Here is a 14,611-nt window from a genome sequence, read left to right on the forward strand (position 1 = left end):
GCGCAATCCCGTTAACGTTTATCCGTGGCCGCATAAGGTCTCGTCCGGATTTCCTCCCCCATGCTGCTCTTTGCCGGTGCCGTTGTCCTGCTCCTCGTGGTGCTGAACGGCATCTTTTCCATGTCCGAACTGGCCGTGGTCTCTTCCAAACGCACCAAATTACAAAGCCGTGCCGAGCGCGGTGACAAGGGCGCCGCCGAAGCGCTGAAGCTCTCCAACGATCCCAACCGATTCCTGTCGGCCGTGCAGGTCGGCATCACCCTGATCGGCATTCTGGCCGGCGCCTATGGTCAGGCGACGGTGGCGGGCGAACTCGACAAGCTGATCAATACCATCCCCTGGCTGACGCGCTATTCCGAAGCGATCTCGACCGGCATCGTCGTCGTGGTCCTGACCTATCTGTCGCTGATCATCGGCGAACTGGTGCCGAAGCGCCTCGCCATGCTGTTCCCGGAACGCATCGCCGGCGTGGTGGCGCGGCCGCTGCATCTGCTGTCGGTCGGGCTTGGGCCTTTCGTTAGCCTGCTGACCGGCTCGACCTCGCTGGTGCTGAAACTGATGGGTATCCGCGATCAAAGCGGTGAGGCCATCACCCAGGAAGAGGTCGAATCAACCCTGGCCGAAGGCATGGGCGCCGGCCTGATCGAACCCGGTGAAAAGCAGATGATGACCGAGATCATGCGCCTGGGCGACCGCACCGTGCGCGTGGCCATGACGCCGCGCACCGAGGTCTACCGCGTGTCGATCGATGATGACGCCGCCGATCTCAACACCCAGATCCGCGATTGCCCTTATTCCCGCTTCGTCGTGGTGCGTGGTCAGGACAGCGAGGAGCCGGTGGGTGTGGCGCATAAACGCGATATCGCCGACGCCCTGATGGCCGGCAAGCCGCTCGATCTGCAATCTATCCTGCAGGAGCCGATCTATATGCCGGTGACAACCTCGCTGTTGCTGGCTTTGGAACGCTTCAAGGAATCCAAGCTGCACATGGCCTTTGTCATCAATGAGTATGGCGGTTTCGAGGGCGTGCTGACCCCGACCGACCTGCTGGAAATGATCGCCGGCGACCTTAACGAAGGCCACGACGACGATCGCCTGATGATCGTACGCCGCGAGGACGGGTCTTTCCTCGTCGATGGCCGCGCCGATCTGATCGAGCTGGGTGACGCCATCGGCGAGGATTTCGAGACCGGCAGCGGCTATCATACCGTCGCCGGCCTGATCCTCTACAAGCTGGGGCGTTTCCCGAAAGAGGGCGAAATCGTCACTTTGGGGCGCTTCAAGGTCGAGGTTATCGATATGGACGAACGCCGCATCGACAAGCTGCTATTCCATAAGAGCTAAACGACGTTTGCTTTTCTTACCCCCTCTCCCTTTCTATAAGGGGAGAGGGGGGCACCATTTCTTCAATGGGGCGGGGTGAGGGGATGGGGCCGCAAACACCTGCGGAGAGGTTTAACTATCCCGCCCGAACCTGGGCCACAAACTGCCTGATCTGTTCGCGCATCTCGGCCGATTGCTCGACCAGGCGCGACGCCGTATCGAGCGCCAGATTGGAGGCGTGACCGGTCTCCTGCGTCGCTTCGGCCATGGCATGCACATGGCTGGCGACCTCATCCGTGCCTTGCGCCGCCTCATGGACGTTGCGGGCGATATCGGCGGTGGCCGCGCCCTGCTGTTCCATATTGTCGGTGATGGCCTGGGCGATCTGGTTCATCTCATCGATGGTGGCACGGATCGACTGGATGGCCTCTACCGTGCCGCTGGTCGCCGACTGGATGACATTGATATGGGCGCTGATGTCCTCGGTCGCCTTGGCGGTCTGCGAGGCCAGGGTCTTGACCTCGGTGGCGACGACGGCGAAGCCCTTGCCGGCGTCACCGGCGCGGGCGGCTTCGATGGTGGCGTTGAGCGCGAGGAGATTGGTCTGCTGGGCAATGGCCTGGATCAGGTTGACCACTTCACCGACCTTGCCGGCGGCGGCTTCGAGATCGCGGATGCGGGCATCCGAGAGATTGGCCTGCTCAACGGCCTGCAGGGCGATGGTCGAGGACATCTGCGCCTTGGAGGTGATCTCGTGGATCGAACTCGACAGTTCTTCCGAGGCGGCGGCCACGGTGCGGACATTGGTGGCCGCCTGTTCCGTGGCCGAGGCGATGGAGGTGGTCTGGCCGGAGGTGCGCGAGGCGATGGCATTGAGCGCCTCGGCCGAGGCCTTCATTTCGCCGGAGGCTTCACCGACGGCATTGACGATCGAGCCGACCGAACGCTCGAAGTCAGCGGCGAGGTCGCTCATGACCTGGCGGCGTTCGCGTTCGGACTGGCTTTGGCGGGCGATTTCGGCTTCGGATTCGGCGTTGGCCTTGGTGCGCAGGCCCTCGCGGAAGGCCATGACCGCCTTGCCGATCAGGCCGATTTCATCGATGCGTTTCGCTTCCGGCACGTCGGCATTGTGGTCGCCGCCGGCCATCCTGTCGAAGCTGCCCTTGAGGCTGTTCAGCGGCTTGCCGACCAGCGAATAGAGGACGAAGAAGATCAGCGCGGCCGAAACGAGGATGCACAGCACGGAGATGCCGAGCATGAAGCGGTTGTTGTGATCGACCTGAGCATTGAGGGTGGCGACAGGCACCTGCACGACGACGGCCCAGGTATCTGCGGTGCCGGCTGCGGCGATGGGCGAAGCGAGGTAGCGCCACGGCTTGCCATCCGGCCCCTTGGCGTCGAACTTGACGACCTTGTTGGCGGCTATGGCCTTAGCGGCGGCTTCGGCGGTGCCGGCATCGAAATCCTTGATCGCCTTGCCTTGAGCTTTCGCGTTGGGATAGCTGACGGCTAGTCCGGTTTTCGAGATCAGCGCGACCAGACCGGTGTTGAAGGGCTTGATGGCGCCCAGTTGCGCATTCAGCGAGCCGAGATCGACATCGACCCCGGCGATGCCGACAAACTGGCCGTCTATGGTCAGGGGGCGCGTAAAGGAGGTCATCAGCACGTCCTTTCCGGCGATCGGATAGACGTAAGGCTCCATGGCGACAGCCCGGCCTTCATTTTTCGGGCGCAAATAATAATCGCCGGCGCCGGGCTTATCATAATCGAGCAGGATTTCACGGATCACGCTGCCGGTGCCGCGATTCCAGTAGGGGACGTAACGGCCGGAAGCATCATGGCCGTCCTTTCCGGCGAATTCAGCATCCTTACCGTCCAGCGCATTAGGCTCCCAGGCGGTATAGGTGCCGAGAATATCGGGATGCTTTTCCAGCAGGGCTTTCAAAAGGGCATCCTGCGCCGATCTTTCGGTCAGGCCGGTCGATTTGATGGCCAAAGCGCTTGCGGCGATGTCATCGGCGATGGTGGCCGCCTGATCGAGCCGGGTGCGAACCACATTGGCTTCCTTCTCGGCCACATCGGCCTGAAGGGCATCGGTCTGGCTGGTCAGGCTGCGGCTGGTGCCCTGCGACAGGATAAAGCTGCTGGTTCCAAAGACAAGGGCGAGCGCGGCGGCGCTGATCAGGGCGATTTTTACGGGCAGAGAACGTGAGAGCATGGTCAGGCGCCTCGAAGAGATGCGGTTACATTAGACCGAGCATTCCTGTGATTTGCTTGCTTAAGTGTTAACTCTGTCCAGTTTACGCAGGTCTAATCGCTGATAAAACCGACACGGGCGTGGCTGCCGTCACAATAGGGCTTATTGCCCGAATGACCGCAGCGGCACAGTTGCAGGGCCTGCGCCTTGCGGATGGTGCGGCCAGTGCCGCTCAGGACTTCGAGATTGCCGGAAATCCGCAAGGGGCCGTTCTTTTGCGGATTGATGCTGACCTCGCCATTGCGCACCTCCAGAGCGGTGACATCACCGGTTTCCGGTTCACCGGTCGCGTGGAAGGGATCATCGCCTGCCTTGTGGGAGCCATCGCAGAAGGGCTTGTTTTTCGAGCGGCCACAGCGGCAGAGCGTGGCGCGGTAACCGATCGGCTCGCCATCGAGTATCAGGTGGCCGCGAAAGGCATTGGGGCCGTTTTCGCGCACCTGGATCAGATTGACCAGCGGCGGCAATTCATCCGGCCGACCATCCTTGCGGGTGTAGCGGATGGCGCCCGACGGGCAGTTCTGCGCCGTGGCCACCAGATTGTCGGCGCAATCGGCGTCATCCGGCATGATCCATTCGCCGACGACATTGGCCTTGAAAACGCCCGGTTGCTGCAGCACGCAAAAGCGGGCATGGATGCAGCGTTTGGCCTCGAATTCGATGATGACGTCCGCCCCTTCGGCGCGTTCGATCGCCGGTGTCTGGCCGTGGTTCTCTGCGGCGCCGGAAGGCGGATTGGGCGTTGTAGCGGCCGGCTTCGAAACTGGCGTGGCCTGCGGATCGTTCTGGCTGACCGTCTCGGTTTTTACACTTTCAGCCATAACCGTCTCCTTAGATGTCGGCGCATGAATATCCCGCAGCTTCTTCGCCAAAGTAGACAATCGGCTGGCCGTGCCCTCCGCTAGTTCATCCTTCAAGGCCTTGCGGGCGCCGGCGGACAGTTCTTCCAGCCGCTCGGCGATAAAGACCAGCGACGGCTTGCCATCGGGCAGGGGGGTGACATCGCGCAGGGTGGCAAACGATATCCCCGCCGTAACATCCGGCACAGTGGTCGAGGCCTGCAGGCGTGTCAGGTGTTCAGCCACCGGCGACAGAGCATACATGCCGTCGATCGACACATCGATAAAGGCGCGCTTGCGTACCGGATCATGGTCGGCAAAGCCCTGGGAAAGCGCACGCAGCATGATGTTATAGATGGCGTTGGCGAGGTCCATGACGGCGGCGGCTTCCGGCGCATCGACCCACAGATTGCCGCGGTCCGGTCCGCGCCGCATCACCGGATTGTCGGCGACCGGACGCGATGGGCTAAAGTCCGAATCAGCCGCTTCCATCTGGTGATAGCTCTCACACATGGACAGGAAGCGGTTATAGTGCGAGCGCGCATTATCGCCCGACGCGCCTTCGCCCTGATCGACAATGGTATCGCAGGCCTTGAGCGCTGTTTTCAGGCACTTGACGATGGTCAGGCCGGGCAGGGGCGTCAGGTCGGGGCCGACCTGCAACGACATGTCGCCGATAAACAGCTTATCCTCACCCAGGCGCGCGCTGAGGTCGGCCAGCGCCTGACGGATGCCGCGATATAGGTGCCCGACCGTGGCGTAGTCCTGACCATTGGGCATCAGGCGGTCGCCGTCCATATTGCGGGCGTAGGTCTCGGTTTTTTTGGCGAAGGTGGCGCCATCGGGGCGAGTATCGCCTTCGGGGCGTTCGAGATAGATGAAGTGATCGAGCGTCGATTTGTTGAACGGATGCAGTTCGACCACAACGCCAGAGGGATGATATCCGGCGGAAATCGGGAAATTCGGCCGGCCGAAATGCGGCGATCCACCGACGGCGATGGTGATATTGGCGACCAGAGCCAGATGGCCCATTTCCTCGATGGCGATGGAGATAATATCGCGGCGCCAGCCGGCGACCACCTTGGCCTGTTCGGGTGTCAGGCCATCGGCTTCCGTCTTCAGCGAAAAGGCCCCAAATAGATAGCAGCACATCAGATTATGCTCGATCTCCGCGGCCTCTGCCAGCAGGAAGATCAGTTGCTCGCGGGTGCTGACGCGGATAGGCTGTTCTGAGGTGTCGGGCATGGGAAGCTTTCGAGCACAAAGGATCGTATGACGTAAGGCGGGTGTGGTGGCGGATGCAAGCTCTGTTTTGCGTAAAAATGCCATACGCCGCTTGACTCCGCGCATCTGATCCGACATAAGCCGCCACTTCACGCCACGGCTCACGCTTTGGTGTTACTACGGGTTGATCCTGGGACCGCCGTTGCAATCGCTTTTCACACACGGGTGGGAAGCCGGTCAGGGTTAGATTATAGGTCTAAAATGTCGAAGCGCCACAGCGCCAAGTACAAACTCGACCGCGTCATGGGTGAAAACCTGTGGGGCCGTCCGAAATCCCCCGTCAACAAGCGCTCCTATGGCCCTGGCCAGCATGGTCAACGCCGCAAGAACAAGATATCTGACTTCGGCACGCAACTGCGCGCCAAGCAGAAGCTGAAGGGTTACTACGGTAACATCACCGAGAAGCAGTTCCTGCGCACCTACGAAGAAGCCGATCGCCGCAAGGGTAACACCTCGGAAAATCTGATCGCGCTGCTCGAAACCCGTCTGGACGCCTTCGTGTACCGCACCAAGTTCGTGCCGACCGTCTGGGCCGCCCGTCAGTTCGTCAACCACGGTCACGTTCTGGTCAACGGCAAGCGCGTCAACATCGCGTCTTACCGCGTGAAGCCGGACGATGTGGTCGAAGTCCGCGAGCGTTCGCGTAACATGGCCCTGGTTCTGGAAGCCCTGCAATCGCCTGAGCGCGACGTGCCGGACTATATCGAACTCGACGCCAAGGCGATGCGCGCCCGTCTGGTCCGCCTGCCGGAATCGGCCGAAGTGCCGTACCCCGTCAAGATGGAACCGAACCTGGTTATCGAATACTACTCCTCTTAATCTCCGGATTATCGGAATTGCAAAACCCCGGAAGAGCGATCTTCCGGGGTTTTCTGCTGTTCATCCATCGGTGGTATCATACTTGGCAAAAAGCGGCAGGATATCCGCCTTGGGCTTTCGCGCCGCCAGGCTGTCATGCAGGTCATTGAGAATTTTTACGCAGTCCTTATTCGTTTCCTTGGTCACGAAGCTCAGGCCTTTATCGACAATCGTCTGCGCGGCCTCATAGTCTCCCTTGCGAAGGTCCAGTTCGGCTTCGTACATGTCGTAACTGCCGCCGGAATAGTCCTGCGCCAGCCGTACGGCATTCATCGTATTCTCATTCGGATAGTCCGGCCGGTCGGCGAAGGTCCGCGCATAAAAATAGAGGGTGGGCGCCGACGACGGATTCAACTGATAAGCCCTGCCGAGTTCGCGCCGGGCGCTGGCGTAGCTCTGGGTGCGTTTGTCTTCAGGCCCATGCTCGGCGAGCGCGATATACATTCGGCCCAGAAGAAATTGCGCGTCTATATCTTTCGGATTGGCCACCAGTCTCTGTGTCAGATATGGCAGGGCTGCCTCCGGATCGCCAAAACGGACTTCGGCACGCGCCAGGGCCATCTGCGACAGGCTGTCATTGGGGAATTGCGGCGCCATCTTGTGCATGGTGCTGAGAAGCCTGAGACCGTCGGCTTTCTTCGGGCAGGTTTGCAGCGCCGCATCGATGAGCGGCACATTGTAACTATAATTGGGCAGATCGGTTATGGTGACGGCCGCGTCGGTCAGGCTGCTGATGTTGTATTTCTGGTAGGTCACGCCCGACTTGACATAGGTCTTCAGAATGTCGCGGTAGCTTTCCGGTTCGATCGCAATGGTTTTATTGTAGGCTTCAAGCGAGTCCATCCCCGTTTCGACCAGTCGCAGATACGCCACCAGCTTTTCACGACGCTTCAGGTCGCTCATCAGGTATGAGACCATCACCCAGTTCTGAAGCGCCACCATATCCGCCTTGTCCGGCGGCACAGCCTTGCCGGCGATGCGGTCGGCGTAGGGTATAAAGTTTTTCTTGTACGTCAGGTCGTCCGTGCCGAAGGCCGTGAATGACATGGCGATATTGGGGGGCGGTTTGCCAATGAATATTTCACCATCCTTGAAGACGGCGGTCATGAAGTACCAGTTCAGTCCATTCTTTACCCAGTAGGGCAGCTTGGCGAAACGCTCATGCAGAACGTGGTCATTATAGGCAAAGAACATGTAGGCGAGGTTGAGATCTATATCCGGGTCGAGCAGGCCTTGGCCATACAGGTTGTTGTTGCTCTGGGCGTCGGCGGTCGAAAAATACTGGGTGCCCTCGTCGCAATAAAGGGAGGGGGTAAAGGCGTGACCGTCGAGATCAGGCCGCACGACCCGAAATTCCGATATGTCATTGAAGTAATTCAATCGCGTCTTCTGATAGGACGGCAGAACTGAGTCGCTCATCTGATCATAGAAGGCGCCGGTAACCAGATAAAAGTTTTCGAGCTTGCTGGCGTAGGCGCGCGTATCCTTGACGCTGGCGTCGCTGTAGATAACGAAGTGTTCGGATTCAGCCAGTTTCCATCCGGCCGCCTGAGCGCCTGACGCCAAGAAAGCCGCTGCAATGGCAAGCGTCCAGCCAAATGATTTTATGAGTTTCATGATTCCCCCGATCTTATCCGACCATAGAATAAAAACCGGGGGTTGAAAAGGCAGACTATGCCTCGATGACGCCCTGTTCGGTCAGGGCGGTCTTCAGCTCACCCGACTGGAACATTTCACGGACGATATCGGCGCCGCCGATAAACTCGCCCTTGACGTAGAGTTGCGGGATGGTCGGCCAGTCGCTGTAGGTCTTGATGCCTTCGCGCAGATCCGCGTCCTGCAGCACATCAACGCCGACATATTCCGCGCCGAGATGATCGAGCACCTGCACAACGAGCGAGGAGAAGCCGCAGCGCGGCTGTTCGGGCGTACCCTTCATGAACAGGACGACATCGTGCCCCTTGACGGTGGTGTCGATGAAGGTCTGGGTGTCGGTCTCTGCGCTCACGGTACGCTCTCCTCTAAAATCCTATTCCGCATATAGGCGAAGCAGCGGCGCAAATAAAGGGCTGGCAGGTCTATTTTTAGCCGCCCGCGAGCTTGGCGGCCCGTTCGTTGAAGCGCGCCATCTCGATCTGGGCCGGTACGGAGGAGGGCAGGTGGCGTTCCGGCACCTCGGCCAGGGCTTCAAGGTGCTCCGTGCTCTCCGCGTCAATCAGGATGCACGACATGCTGGACTGGGAAAGCGCATAGCCGAGGCAAAGCGCCTCCGGCGTCCAGTCGGGCGTCTGGTGCAGGAAGGCATGGGTGCCGGCGCCGGCTAGCGGGCTTTTGGCCTTGCCGCCGAAGAAGCCGCGCCGGGCTTCCTTTGGCACGACATCCGAGGCCTTGCGGTAGATAGCCGGAAAGAAGTCGGTGGCGATGACGTTCATGTCGCGGACAACAGCGTCGTCGATCTTGCGGCGCTTGTCCCAGCTTGAATCGATATCGAAACGGGTCTGGATGACGCTGAACTGGTCCGAGGCGATCAATCCGGTGATATCATCAGTCTCGCCCATGCCGCCGAGATAGCGCAGCATCTTCGACTTTTGCAGGCTGTGAAGAAAGTCCAGACTGTCTTTCGGCAGGTCCGCGGCGCCCGGCGGGGCGAAATAAAGCAGGTCGAGCCATTGCAGGCCGGAATCCTTGATGGCGCCGCGCAGGCGTTCTTTCAGCGGCGCCAGGGCGTAGGCGTCGGGATCGTTCGTCTGAAACGGTTCATGCGCCGTAACGGAAAGGAACAGCAGCTTGCGATCGACCACGGAAAAGGCTTCGGCGGCGGCCCGCAGGAAAGGGACATCGAGGCTGTCGAAATGGTAGGTGTTTACACCGTTTTCCAGCGCCGAAACGATCAGCTTCTGCATCAGGGTGTGATTGCGGCCAAAGGTCTCTGATTTCAGGCGCAGACCGACGGTTGAGAGCGCCAGTCCGGAACGACCAAAGGGACGATAACGCACGGCTACAGTCTCCTGTCCGCTGATCGGCCTGCGGGCGTCGTCATGGTCATGTCGGGCTGCCCCTTAGCTGCCGGTTGCCGGATTCGTCTGCACCCAGACTAGCCAGCAAACCGGTTAAGAGAGATTTAAGTCTGTTGCTGAAATTTTTGTTTTGAGCGATGATTTTTTCAAACGTAAAATGCCGCCCAGCCTGACGTTGGACGGCATCATTTTCATCTTATGCAGCAGGCGATTAAGCCTTGCCAGCCATGTAGTTCGGCAGCCATTCCTCGTGCGCCTTGCGCAACGCCTCGATGCTTAAGCTAAGGCCGGTATAGCTGAGATCAGTGCCGCTGGCGACGCCGATAACCGCCGCAGGCACATCGGCCTCCGCCGCCTGGGCGATGACCAGATGGGCCGAGGCCTCATCAACCGCGATCATATAACGCGCCTGGTCCTCGGCGAAACCGAAGATATGGTTGGCGAGATCGGTCGGGTTCTTGAGCGACAGGCCGACCTTGGACGACAGCACCACATCGACCGCCGCCGACAGCAGCCCGCCATCGGAAAGATCGTGGACGCCCTTGGCGACGCCCGCCTTGATCAGGCGGCGCACCAGGGTGCCGTTGGCCTTTTCTGCTTCCAGATCGACCTTGGGCGGCGCGCCTATTTCCAGGCCGAAGACCTCGCGCAGATAGAGCGAAGACCCCATCTCGCCTTTGGTTTCGCCGATCAGGATGATCACCTGGCCGGCCTGAACCTTATTGAAGCCGACGCGCTGATCGTAGTCCTTGAGCAGGCCGACAGCGCCGACGGTCGGCGTGGGGGGGATCGAGACGCCGTTGGTCTCGTTATACAGCGACACATTGCCCGAAACGACGGGGAAATCGAGGGCGCGGCAGGCCTCGGCCATGCCGTCGATGGCGCGGACGATCTGGCCCATTGTCTCCGGCTTTTCAGGGCTGCCGAAATTGAGATTGTCGGTGATGGCGATCGGCTCTGCGCCAACGGCGGTCAGGTTGCGCCAGGCTTCGGCCACGGCCTGCTTGCCGCCTTCGTAGGGGTTGGCCTGCACGTAGCGCGGGGTGCAGTCGGAGGTGACGGCGAGCGCCTTCTTGGTGCCGTGGACGCGGACCATGCCGGCGTCGTGGCCGGTCGAGCTGTCGGACAGCGTATCAGCCATGACGTGACGATCATACTGTTCCCACAGCCAGCGCTTGGAGGCTTCGTCCGGCGAAGAAATGATCTTGAGCAGGGCGTCGTTCAGGTCGTGCGTCACCGGCACATCGGCCTCGGTCAGTTCGGGTTCCTGCGCCGGTTCAACCCACGGACGGTCATAGAGCGGGGCGTCATCGGACAGCGGCGCCAGCGGCAGGTCGCAGACGACCTCGCCCTTGTGCAGCAGCACGATATTGCCGGAGGTGTTGGTTTCGCCGATGACGGCGGCATCGAGGCCCCATTTCCTGAAGATGCGGTAGCCGTCTTCCTCACGGCCGGGCTTCAGGATAGCCAGCATGCGCTCCTGCGACTCCGAGAGCATCATCTCATAGGCCGACATACTGGTTTCGCGCTGCGGCACCTTGTCGAGGTCGAGCGTGATGCCGAGGCCGCCCTTGCCGGCCATTTCCACGGAACTGGAAGTGAGGCCGGCGGCGCCCATATCCTGAATGGCGGCGACCGCGCCCGAAGCCATCAGCTCCAGCGTGGCCTCGATCAGCAGCTTTTCGGCGAAGGGATCGCCGACCTGGACGGTGGGGCGCTTCTCTTCCGAATCTTCGGAAAATTCCACGCTCGCCATTGTCGCGCCGTGGATGCCGTCGCGGCCGGTCTTCGAGCCGAAATAGACGACTGGCAGGCCGGGTTCAGGCGCGGCGGAATAGAAGATCTTGTCGGAATCGGCGATGCCGACGCACATGGCGTTGACGAGGATGTTGCCGTTATAGCCCGCGTGGAAATTGGTCTCGCCGGCCACGGTCGGCACGCCGACGCAGTTGCCATAGCCGCCGATGCCCGACACGACGCCCTCAACGAGGCGGCGGGTCTTGGGGTGGCCGGGTTCGCCGAAGCGCAGGGCGTTGAGCAGGGCCACCGGACGGGCGCCCATGGTGAAGACGTCGCGCATGATGCCGCCGACGCCGGTTGCCGCGCCCTGATAGGGTTCGATGAAGGACGGGTGGTTGTGCGATTCCATCTTGAAGATGCAGGCCTGGCCATCGTCGATATCGATGACGCCCGCATTTTCACCGGGGCCGCAGATGACGCGCGGGCCGGTCACCGGGAATTTGCGCAGATGGAGACGTGAGGATTTATACGAGCAGTGCTCCGACCACATGACCGAATAGACGCCCAGTTCGACGTCGTTCGGTTCACGGCCGAGACGGTCGAGGATGACCTGATATTCGTCAGCCTTGAGGCCGTATTCGAGGGCCTTCTGGGCCATGCTCTTGGGGGATGCGGTCGCGGTGGTCATGCTGGATGCCCTTTACAGGAATCCCCCCAGGGCTTCCGGGGGGATATATAGTCTCAAGCCCCTTAAATCAGGAGCCTGTATTTAAATTCAAGCTGTCTGGAGCGCGTTGACCAGGCTCTGGAACAGCGGCGCGCCGTCGGCCGAGCCGAGCGCCTTTTCAAAGGCGCGGTCGGGGTGCGGCATCATGCCGAGGACATTGCCTTGCTTGTTGATGATGCCGGCGATGTCATTAACCGAGCCATTGGGATTTTCGGCATAGCGGAAAACGACCTGATTATTGTCCTCGATCTCTTGCAGCACGTCCGGTTCGGCGAAGAAGTTGCCGTCGCCATTGCCCTGCGTCATCCACACCGTCTGGGCATTGCCATAGGCATTGGTGAAGCGGGTGTTGCGGTTCTCGATCTTCAGTTCGATCGGCTTGCAGACATATTTCAGGTCGGCGTTGCGCAGCAGGGCGCCCGGCAGCATGCCGGCTTCGCACAGGATCTGGAAACCGTTGCAGATACCCAGCACCGACACGCCGCGCTCGGCTTCGGCCTTGACCGCCTGCATCACCGGTGACAGCGAGGCCATGGCGCCGCAGCGCAGGTAGTCGCCGTAGGAGAAACCGCCGGGAATGATAATCAGGTCGAGACCTGAGGGCAGGGAGGTGTCCTCGTGCCAGACCATATCGACCTTGCCGTTGACTGTCGTTTCAACGGCGGTCTTGCAGTCGCGGTCGCAATTGGAGCCGGGGAATACGAGAACCGCTGCCTTGAAAGCCATGTTACGCGACCTCAACCTTGTAGGATTCAATGACTGTATTGGCCAAAAGCTTTTCGCACATGGCCTTCAGTTCGTCTTTTGCCTTGGCCTCATCGCTGCCATCGAGATCGAACTCAAGCAGCTTGCCGACCCGGACGTTGGAAACGCCGTTCCAGCCGAGGCCGTGCAGGGCGCCTTCGACGGCCTTGCCCTGGACATCGAGCACGCCGGGCTTCAGATAAACGTGAACTTTCGCCTTCATTTACTGCGCTCCCCCTTCGATGACGCGGGGCATGTCGCCCATGATGCCGAGGCGCTTGGCGACCTCGGTATAGGACTCAATCACATTGCCCATATCGCGGCGGAAACGGTCCTTGTCGAGCTTTTCACCGCTGGTCGAATCCCACAGACGGCAGCTATCGGGGCTGATCTCGTCGGCCAGGATAACGCGGGCGAAATCGCCTTCGAACAGGCGGCCATATTCGATCTTGAAATCGACGAGGGTGATGCCGACCGCGGCGAACATGCCCGACAGGAAATCGTTGACGCGCAGGGTGGTGGCCAGAATATCGTCGATTTCCTGTGTCTGCGCCCAGTTGAACGCCGTAATGTGCTCCTCGGTGACCAGCGGGTCATTGAGCGCATCGTTCTTGTAATAGAATTCGATGATCGACCGCGGCAATTGCTGGCCTTCGGGCAGGCCGAAGCGCGTCGCCATCGAGCCGGCGACAACGTTACGGCAGACGACTTCGAGCGGGATGATCTCGACTTCACGGATCAGTTGCTCGCGCAGGTTCAGGCGCTTGATGAAGTGGTTCTGAACGCCGATATTGTTCAGCTTGGTCATGATGAATTCGCTGATGCGATTATTGATCACGCCCTTGCCTTCGAGCTGGGCCTTCTTCTCGCCGTTGAAGGCGGTGGCGTCGTCCTTGAAATACTGGACAAGCGTGCCCGGCTCAGGGCCTTCATACAGAATCTTGGCCTTGCCTTCGTAGATTTTCTTGCGGGTTTTGGTGGTCATTATGTGTTCCAGTCGGAATGTCCAAAACGGCGGTCGCGCCGGGAAGACGAAGCCTTTCGAGGTGTGTCAGGAAACGGCTCGAAGGCGGAAATATCAGGGTGCATCCTAGAGGACGCGCTTTCGCGCCGCAAATAAACAAAAATGTCCGTTCTGTATAGGGTGGACACGGACATTTCGTGTCTTTTTTAACGTTTGAACGGCGCGAACATGGGGGCGCTCACAAGAATCTGGTGGTTATCTGTCAGTTGTGGTTGCTTTGGCACGAAAGGGGAACTAAAACCGGCTATAGCCTGAAAGGTTTTTAACTATATGCCGATGTCCGATACCCAGCCTGCTGAGTCCAATGAACCTCCGCTTCAGGGAAGCGATGCTTTTGAATTTCAGGCCGCCGCCGCCCGCAATCGCATGATGGCCCTGTGGGGCGCCGAAAAGATGGGGCTGACCGGCAAGACGGCGGAAAATTACGCCACAGCCGTTGTCCGCGCCAGTGGCGACCAGCCCTCGGAAGAAGACGTGATTCGCAAGGTTTTGGGCGACCTGACGGCCTCCAACATCACCGTGCGTGAATCCGAGGTCCGCACCAAGGCGGCGGAATTCCTGGCTCAGGCCAGGGAAGCGCTCAAAAGCTGAAATTTGCAGGAGATGATGATTATGAAGAGGTTTGTCACAGCGTTCATGATCATCGGTTTTGCCGCGGCCGTGGCCGGTTGCTCTACGGTTGAACCGTCACCGGGACTGGATACCCAGCCGATCGGCGCGCCGCCGCCGCCACCGCCTCTGGACACCCAGCCAGTTGATGCGCCCCCGCCCCCGCCGCCCAATACGGGCAGCTAGGTA

At 60.2% G+C, this 14,611-nt stretch carries 13 protein-coding genes; 4 read left to right on the forward strand and 9 right to left on the reverse strand.

The genetic code is table 11. The features are described from left to right. The first annotated feature begins 60 nt into the window (after positions 1–60). On the forward strand, positions 61–1,344 hold the full coding sequence (locus VL130_RS11885) for a hemolysin family protein (protein WP_325363135.1): 1,284 nt from the start codon (positions 61–63) through the stop codon (positions 1,342–1,344). A gap of 115 nt (positions 1,345–1,459) precedes the next feature. Here VL130_RS11885 and VL130_RS11890 read toward each other — a convergent pair whose 3' ends face one another. After that, positions 1,460–3,541, reverse strand: coding sequence for a methyl-accepting chemotaxis protein (locus VL130_RS11890; protein ID WP_325363136.1), 2,082 nt, complete (start codon positions 3,539–3,541; stop codon positions 1,460–1,462). 92 nt (positions 3,542–3,633) lie between these two features. Next, the gene (locus tag VL130_RS11895; protein WP_325363137.1) at positions 3,634–5,664 is read right to left on the reverse strand and encodes a ferritin-like domain-containing protein; all 2,031 of its coding nucleotides are present in this window, start codon (positions 5,662–5,664) and stop codon (positions 3,634–3,636) included. A gap of 240 nt (positions 5,665–5,904) precedes the next feature. Between VL130_RS11895 and rpsD the strand changes: the two genes are divergently transcribed. Further along, positions 5,905–6,522 carry a 30S ribosomal protein S4 gene (gene rpsD, locus VL130_RS11900; protein WP_018079728.1) on the forward strand — a complete coding sequence of 206 codons (618 nt, stop codon included), beginning with the start codon at positions 5,905–5,907 and terminating at the stop codon, positions 6,520–6,522. Positions 6,523–6,582: 60 nt separating this feature from the next. On the opposite strand, the gene VL130_RS11905 is transcribed toward rpsD, so the two are convergent. The 7 genes from VL130_RS11905 to purC all read right to left on the reverse strand — a co-directional run bounded on the left by VL130_RS11905 (position 6,583) and on the right by purC (position 13,774). Further along, positions 6,583–8,178: a tetratricopeptide repeat protein gene (locus VL130_RS11905; RefSeq protein ID WP_325363138.1), complete on the reverse strand. Its 1,596-nt coding sequence runs from the start codon at positions 8,176–8,178 to the stop codon at positions 6,583–6,585. A gap of 55 nt (positions 8,179–8,233) precedes the next feature. Further along, entirely contained in the window at positions 8,234–8,569 is a 336-nt protein-coding gene (grxD, locus tag VL130_RS11910; RefSeq protein ID WP_325363139.1) for a Grx4 family monothiol glutaredoxin, read from the reverse strand. Positions 8,570–8,645: 76 nt separating this feature from the next. After that, the gene (locus tag VL130_RS11915; RefSeq protein WP_325363140.1) at positions 8,646–9,557 is read right to left on the reverse strand and encodes an aldo/keto reductase; all 912 of its coding nucleotides are present in this window, start codon (positions 9,555–9,557) and stop codon (positions 8,646–8,648) included. Between the two features lie 232 nt (positions 9,558–9,789). Then, a complete protein-coding gene (gene purL, locus VL130_RS11920; RefSeq protein ID WP_325363141.1) occupies positions 9,790–12,006 on the reverse strand; it encodes a phosphoribosylformylglycinamidine synthase subunit PurL in 2,217 nt (738 codons plus the stop codon). An 87-nt stretch (positions 12,007–12,093) separates the two neighbouring features. Next, positions 12,094–12,771 (reverse strand): phosphoribosylformylglycinamidine synthase subunit PurQ, encoded by a 678-nt coding sequence (gene purQ, locus VL130_RS11925; protein ID WP_325363142.1) that lies wholly within the window; start codon positions 12,769–12,771, stop codon positions 12,094–12,096. Position 12,772: 1 nt separating this feature from the next. Then, positions 12,773–13,012 (reverse strand): phosphoribosylformylglycinamidine synthase subunit PurS, encoded by a 240-nt coding sequence (gene purS / locus VL130_RS11930; protein ID WP_325363143.1) that lies wholly within the window; start codon positions 13,010–13,012, stop codon positions 12,773–12,775. Next, positions 13,013–13,774: a phosphoribosylaminoimidazolesuccinocarboxamide synthase gene (gene purC / locus VL130_RS11935; RefSeq protein ID WP_325363144.1), complete on the reverse strand. Its 762-nt coding sequence runs from the start codon at positions 13,772–13,774 to the stop codon at positions 13,013–13,015. It abuts the gene before it with no gap. 309 nt (positions 13,775–14,083) lie between these two features. On the opposite strand from purC, the gene VL130_RS11940 reads away from it, so the two are divergent. After that, positions 14,084–14,404 (forward strand): DUF1476 domain-containing protein, encoded by a 321-nt coding sequence (locus tag VL130_RS11940; RefSeq protein WP_325363145.1) that lies wholly within the window; start codon positions 14,084–14,086, stop codon positions 14,402–14,404. A gap of 21 nt (positions 14,405–14,425) precedes the next feature. Beyond that, positions 14,426–14,608: a hypothetical protein gene (locus VL130_RS11945; protein WP_325363146.1), complete on the forward strand. Its 183-nt coding sequence runs from the start codon at positions 14,426–14,428 to the stop codon at positions 14,606–14,608. The last annotated feature ends 3 nt before the right edge of the window (positions 14,609–14,611 follow it).

Source organism: Asticcacaulis sp., assembly GCF_035497195.1.
Classification (GTDB): domain Bacteria; phylum Pseudomonadota; class Alphaproteobacteria; order Caulobacterales; family Caulobacteraceae; genus Asticcacaulis.

What these genes read in the sequence shown, in the direction of transcription:
- rpsD (WP_018079728.1), top strand. Translation starts at nt 5,905, where the DNA reads ATGTCGAAGCGCCACAGCGCCAAGTACAAACTCGACCGCGTCATGGGT.
- VL130_RS11945 (WP_325363146.1), top strand. Translation starts at nt 14,426, where the DNA reads ATGAAGAGGTTTGTCACAGCGTTCATGATCATCGGTTTTGCCGCGGCC.
- purL (WP_325363141.1), bottom strand. Translation starts at nt 12,006, where the DNA reads ATGACCACCGCGACCGCATCCCCCAAGAGCATGGCCCAGAAGGCCCTC.
- VL130_RS11905 (WP_325363138.1), bottom strand. Translation starts at nt 8,178, where the DNA reads ATGAAACTCATAAAATCATTTGGCTGGACGCTTGCCATTGCAGCGGCT.
- VL130_RS11940 (WP_325363145.1), top strand. Translation starts at nt 14,084, where the DNA reads ATGCCGATGTCCGATACCCAGCCTGCTGAGTCCAATGAACCTCCGCTT.
- VL130_RS11895 (WP_325363137.1), bottom strand. Translation starts at nt 5,664, where the DNA reads ATGCCCGACACCTCAGAACAGCCTATCCGCGTCAGCACCCGCGAGCAA.
- VL130_RS11890 (WP_325363136.1), bottom strand. Translation starts at nt 3,541, where the DNA reads ATGCTCTCACGTTCTCTGCCCGTAAAAATCGCCCTGATCAGCGCCGCC.
- purC (WP_325363144.1), bottom strand. Translation starts at nt 13,774, where the DNA reads ATGACCACCAAAACCCGCAAGAAAATCTACGAAGGCAAGGCCAAGATT.
- purS (WP_325363143.1), bottom strand. Translation starts at nt 13,012, where the DNA reads ATGAAGGCGAAAGTTCACGTTTATCTGAAGCCCGGCGTGCTCGATGTC.
- VL130_RS11885 (WP_325363135.1), top strand. Translation starts at nt 61, where the DNA reads ATGCTGCTCTTTGCCGGTGCCGTTGTCCTGCTCCTCGTGGTGCTGAAC.
- purQ (WP_325363142.1), bottom strand. Translation starts at nt 12,771, where the DNA reads ATGGCTTTCAAGGCAGCGGTTCTCGTATTCCCCGGCTCCAATTGCGAC.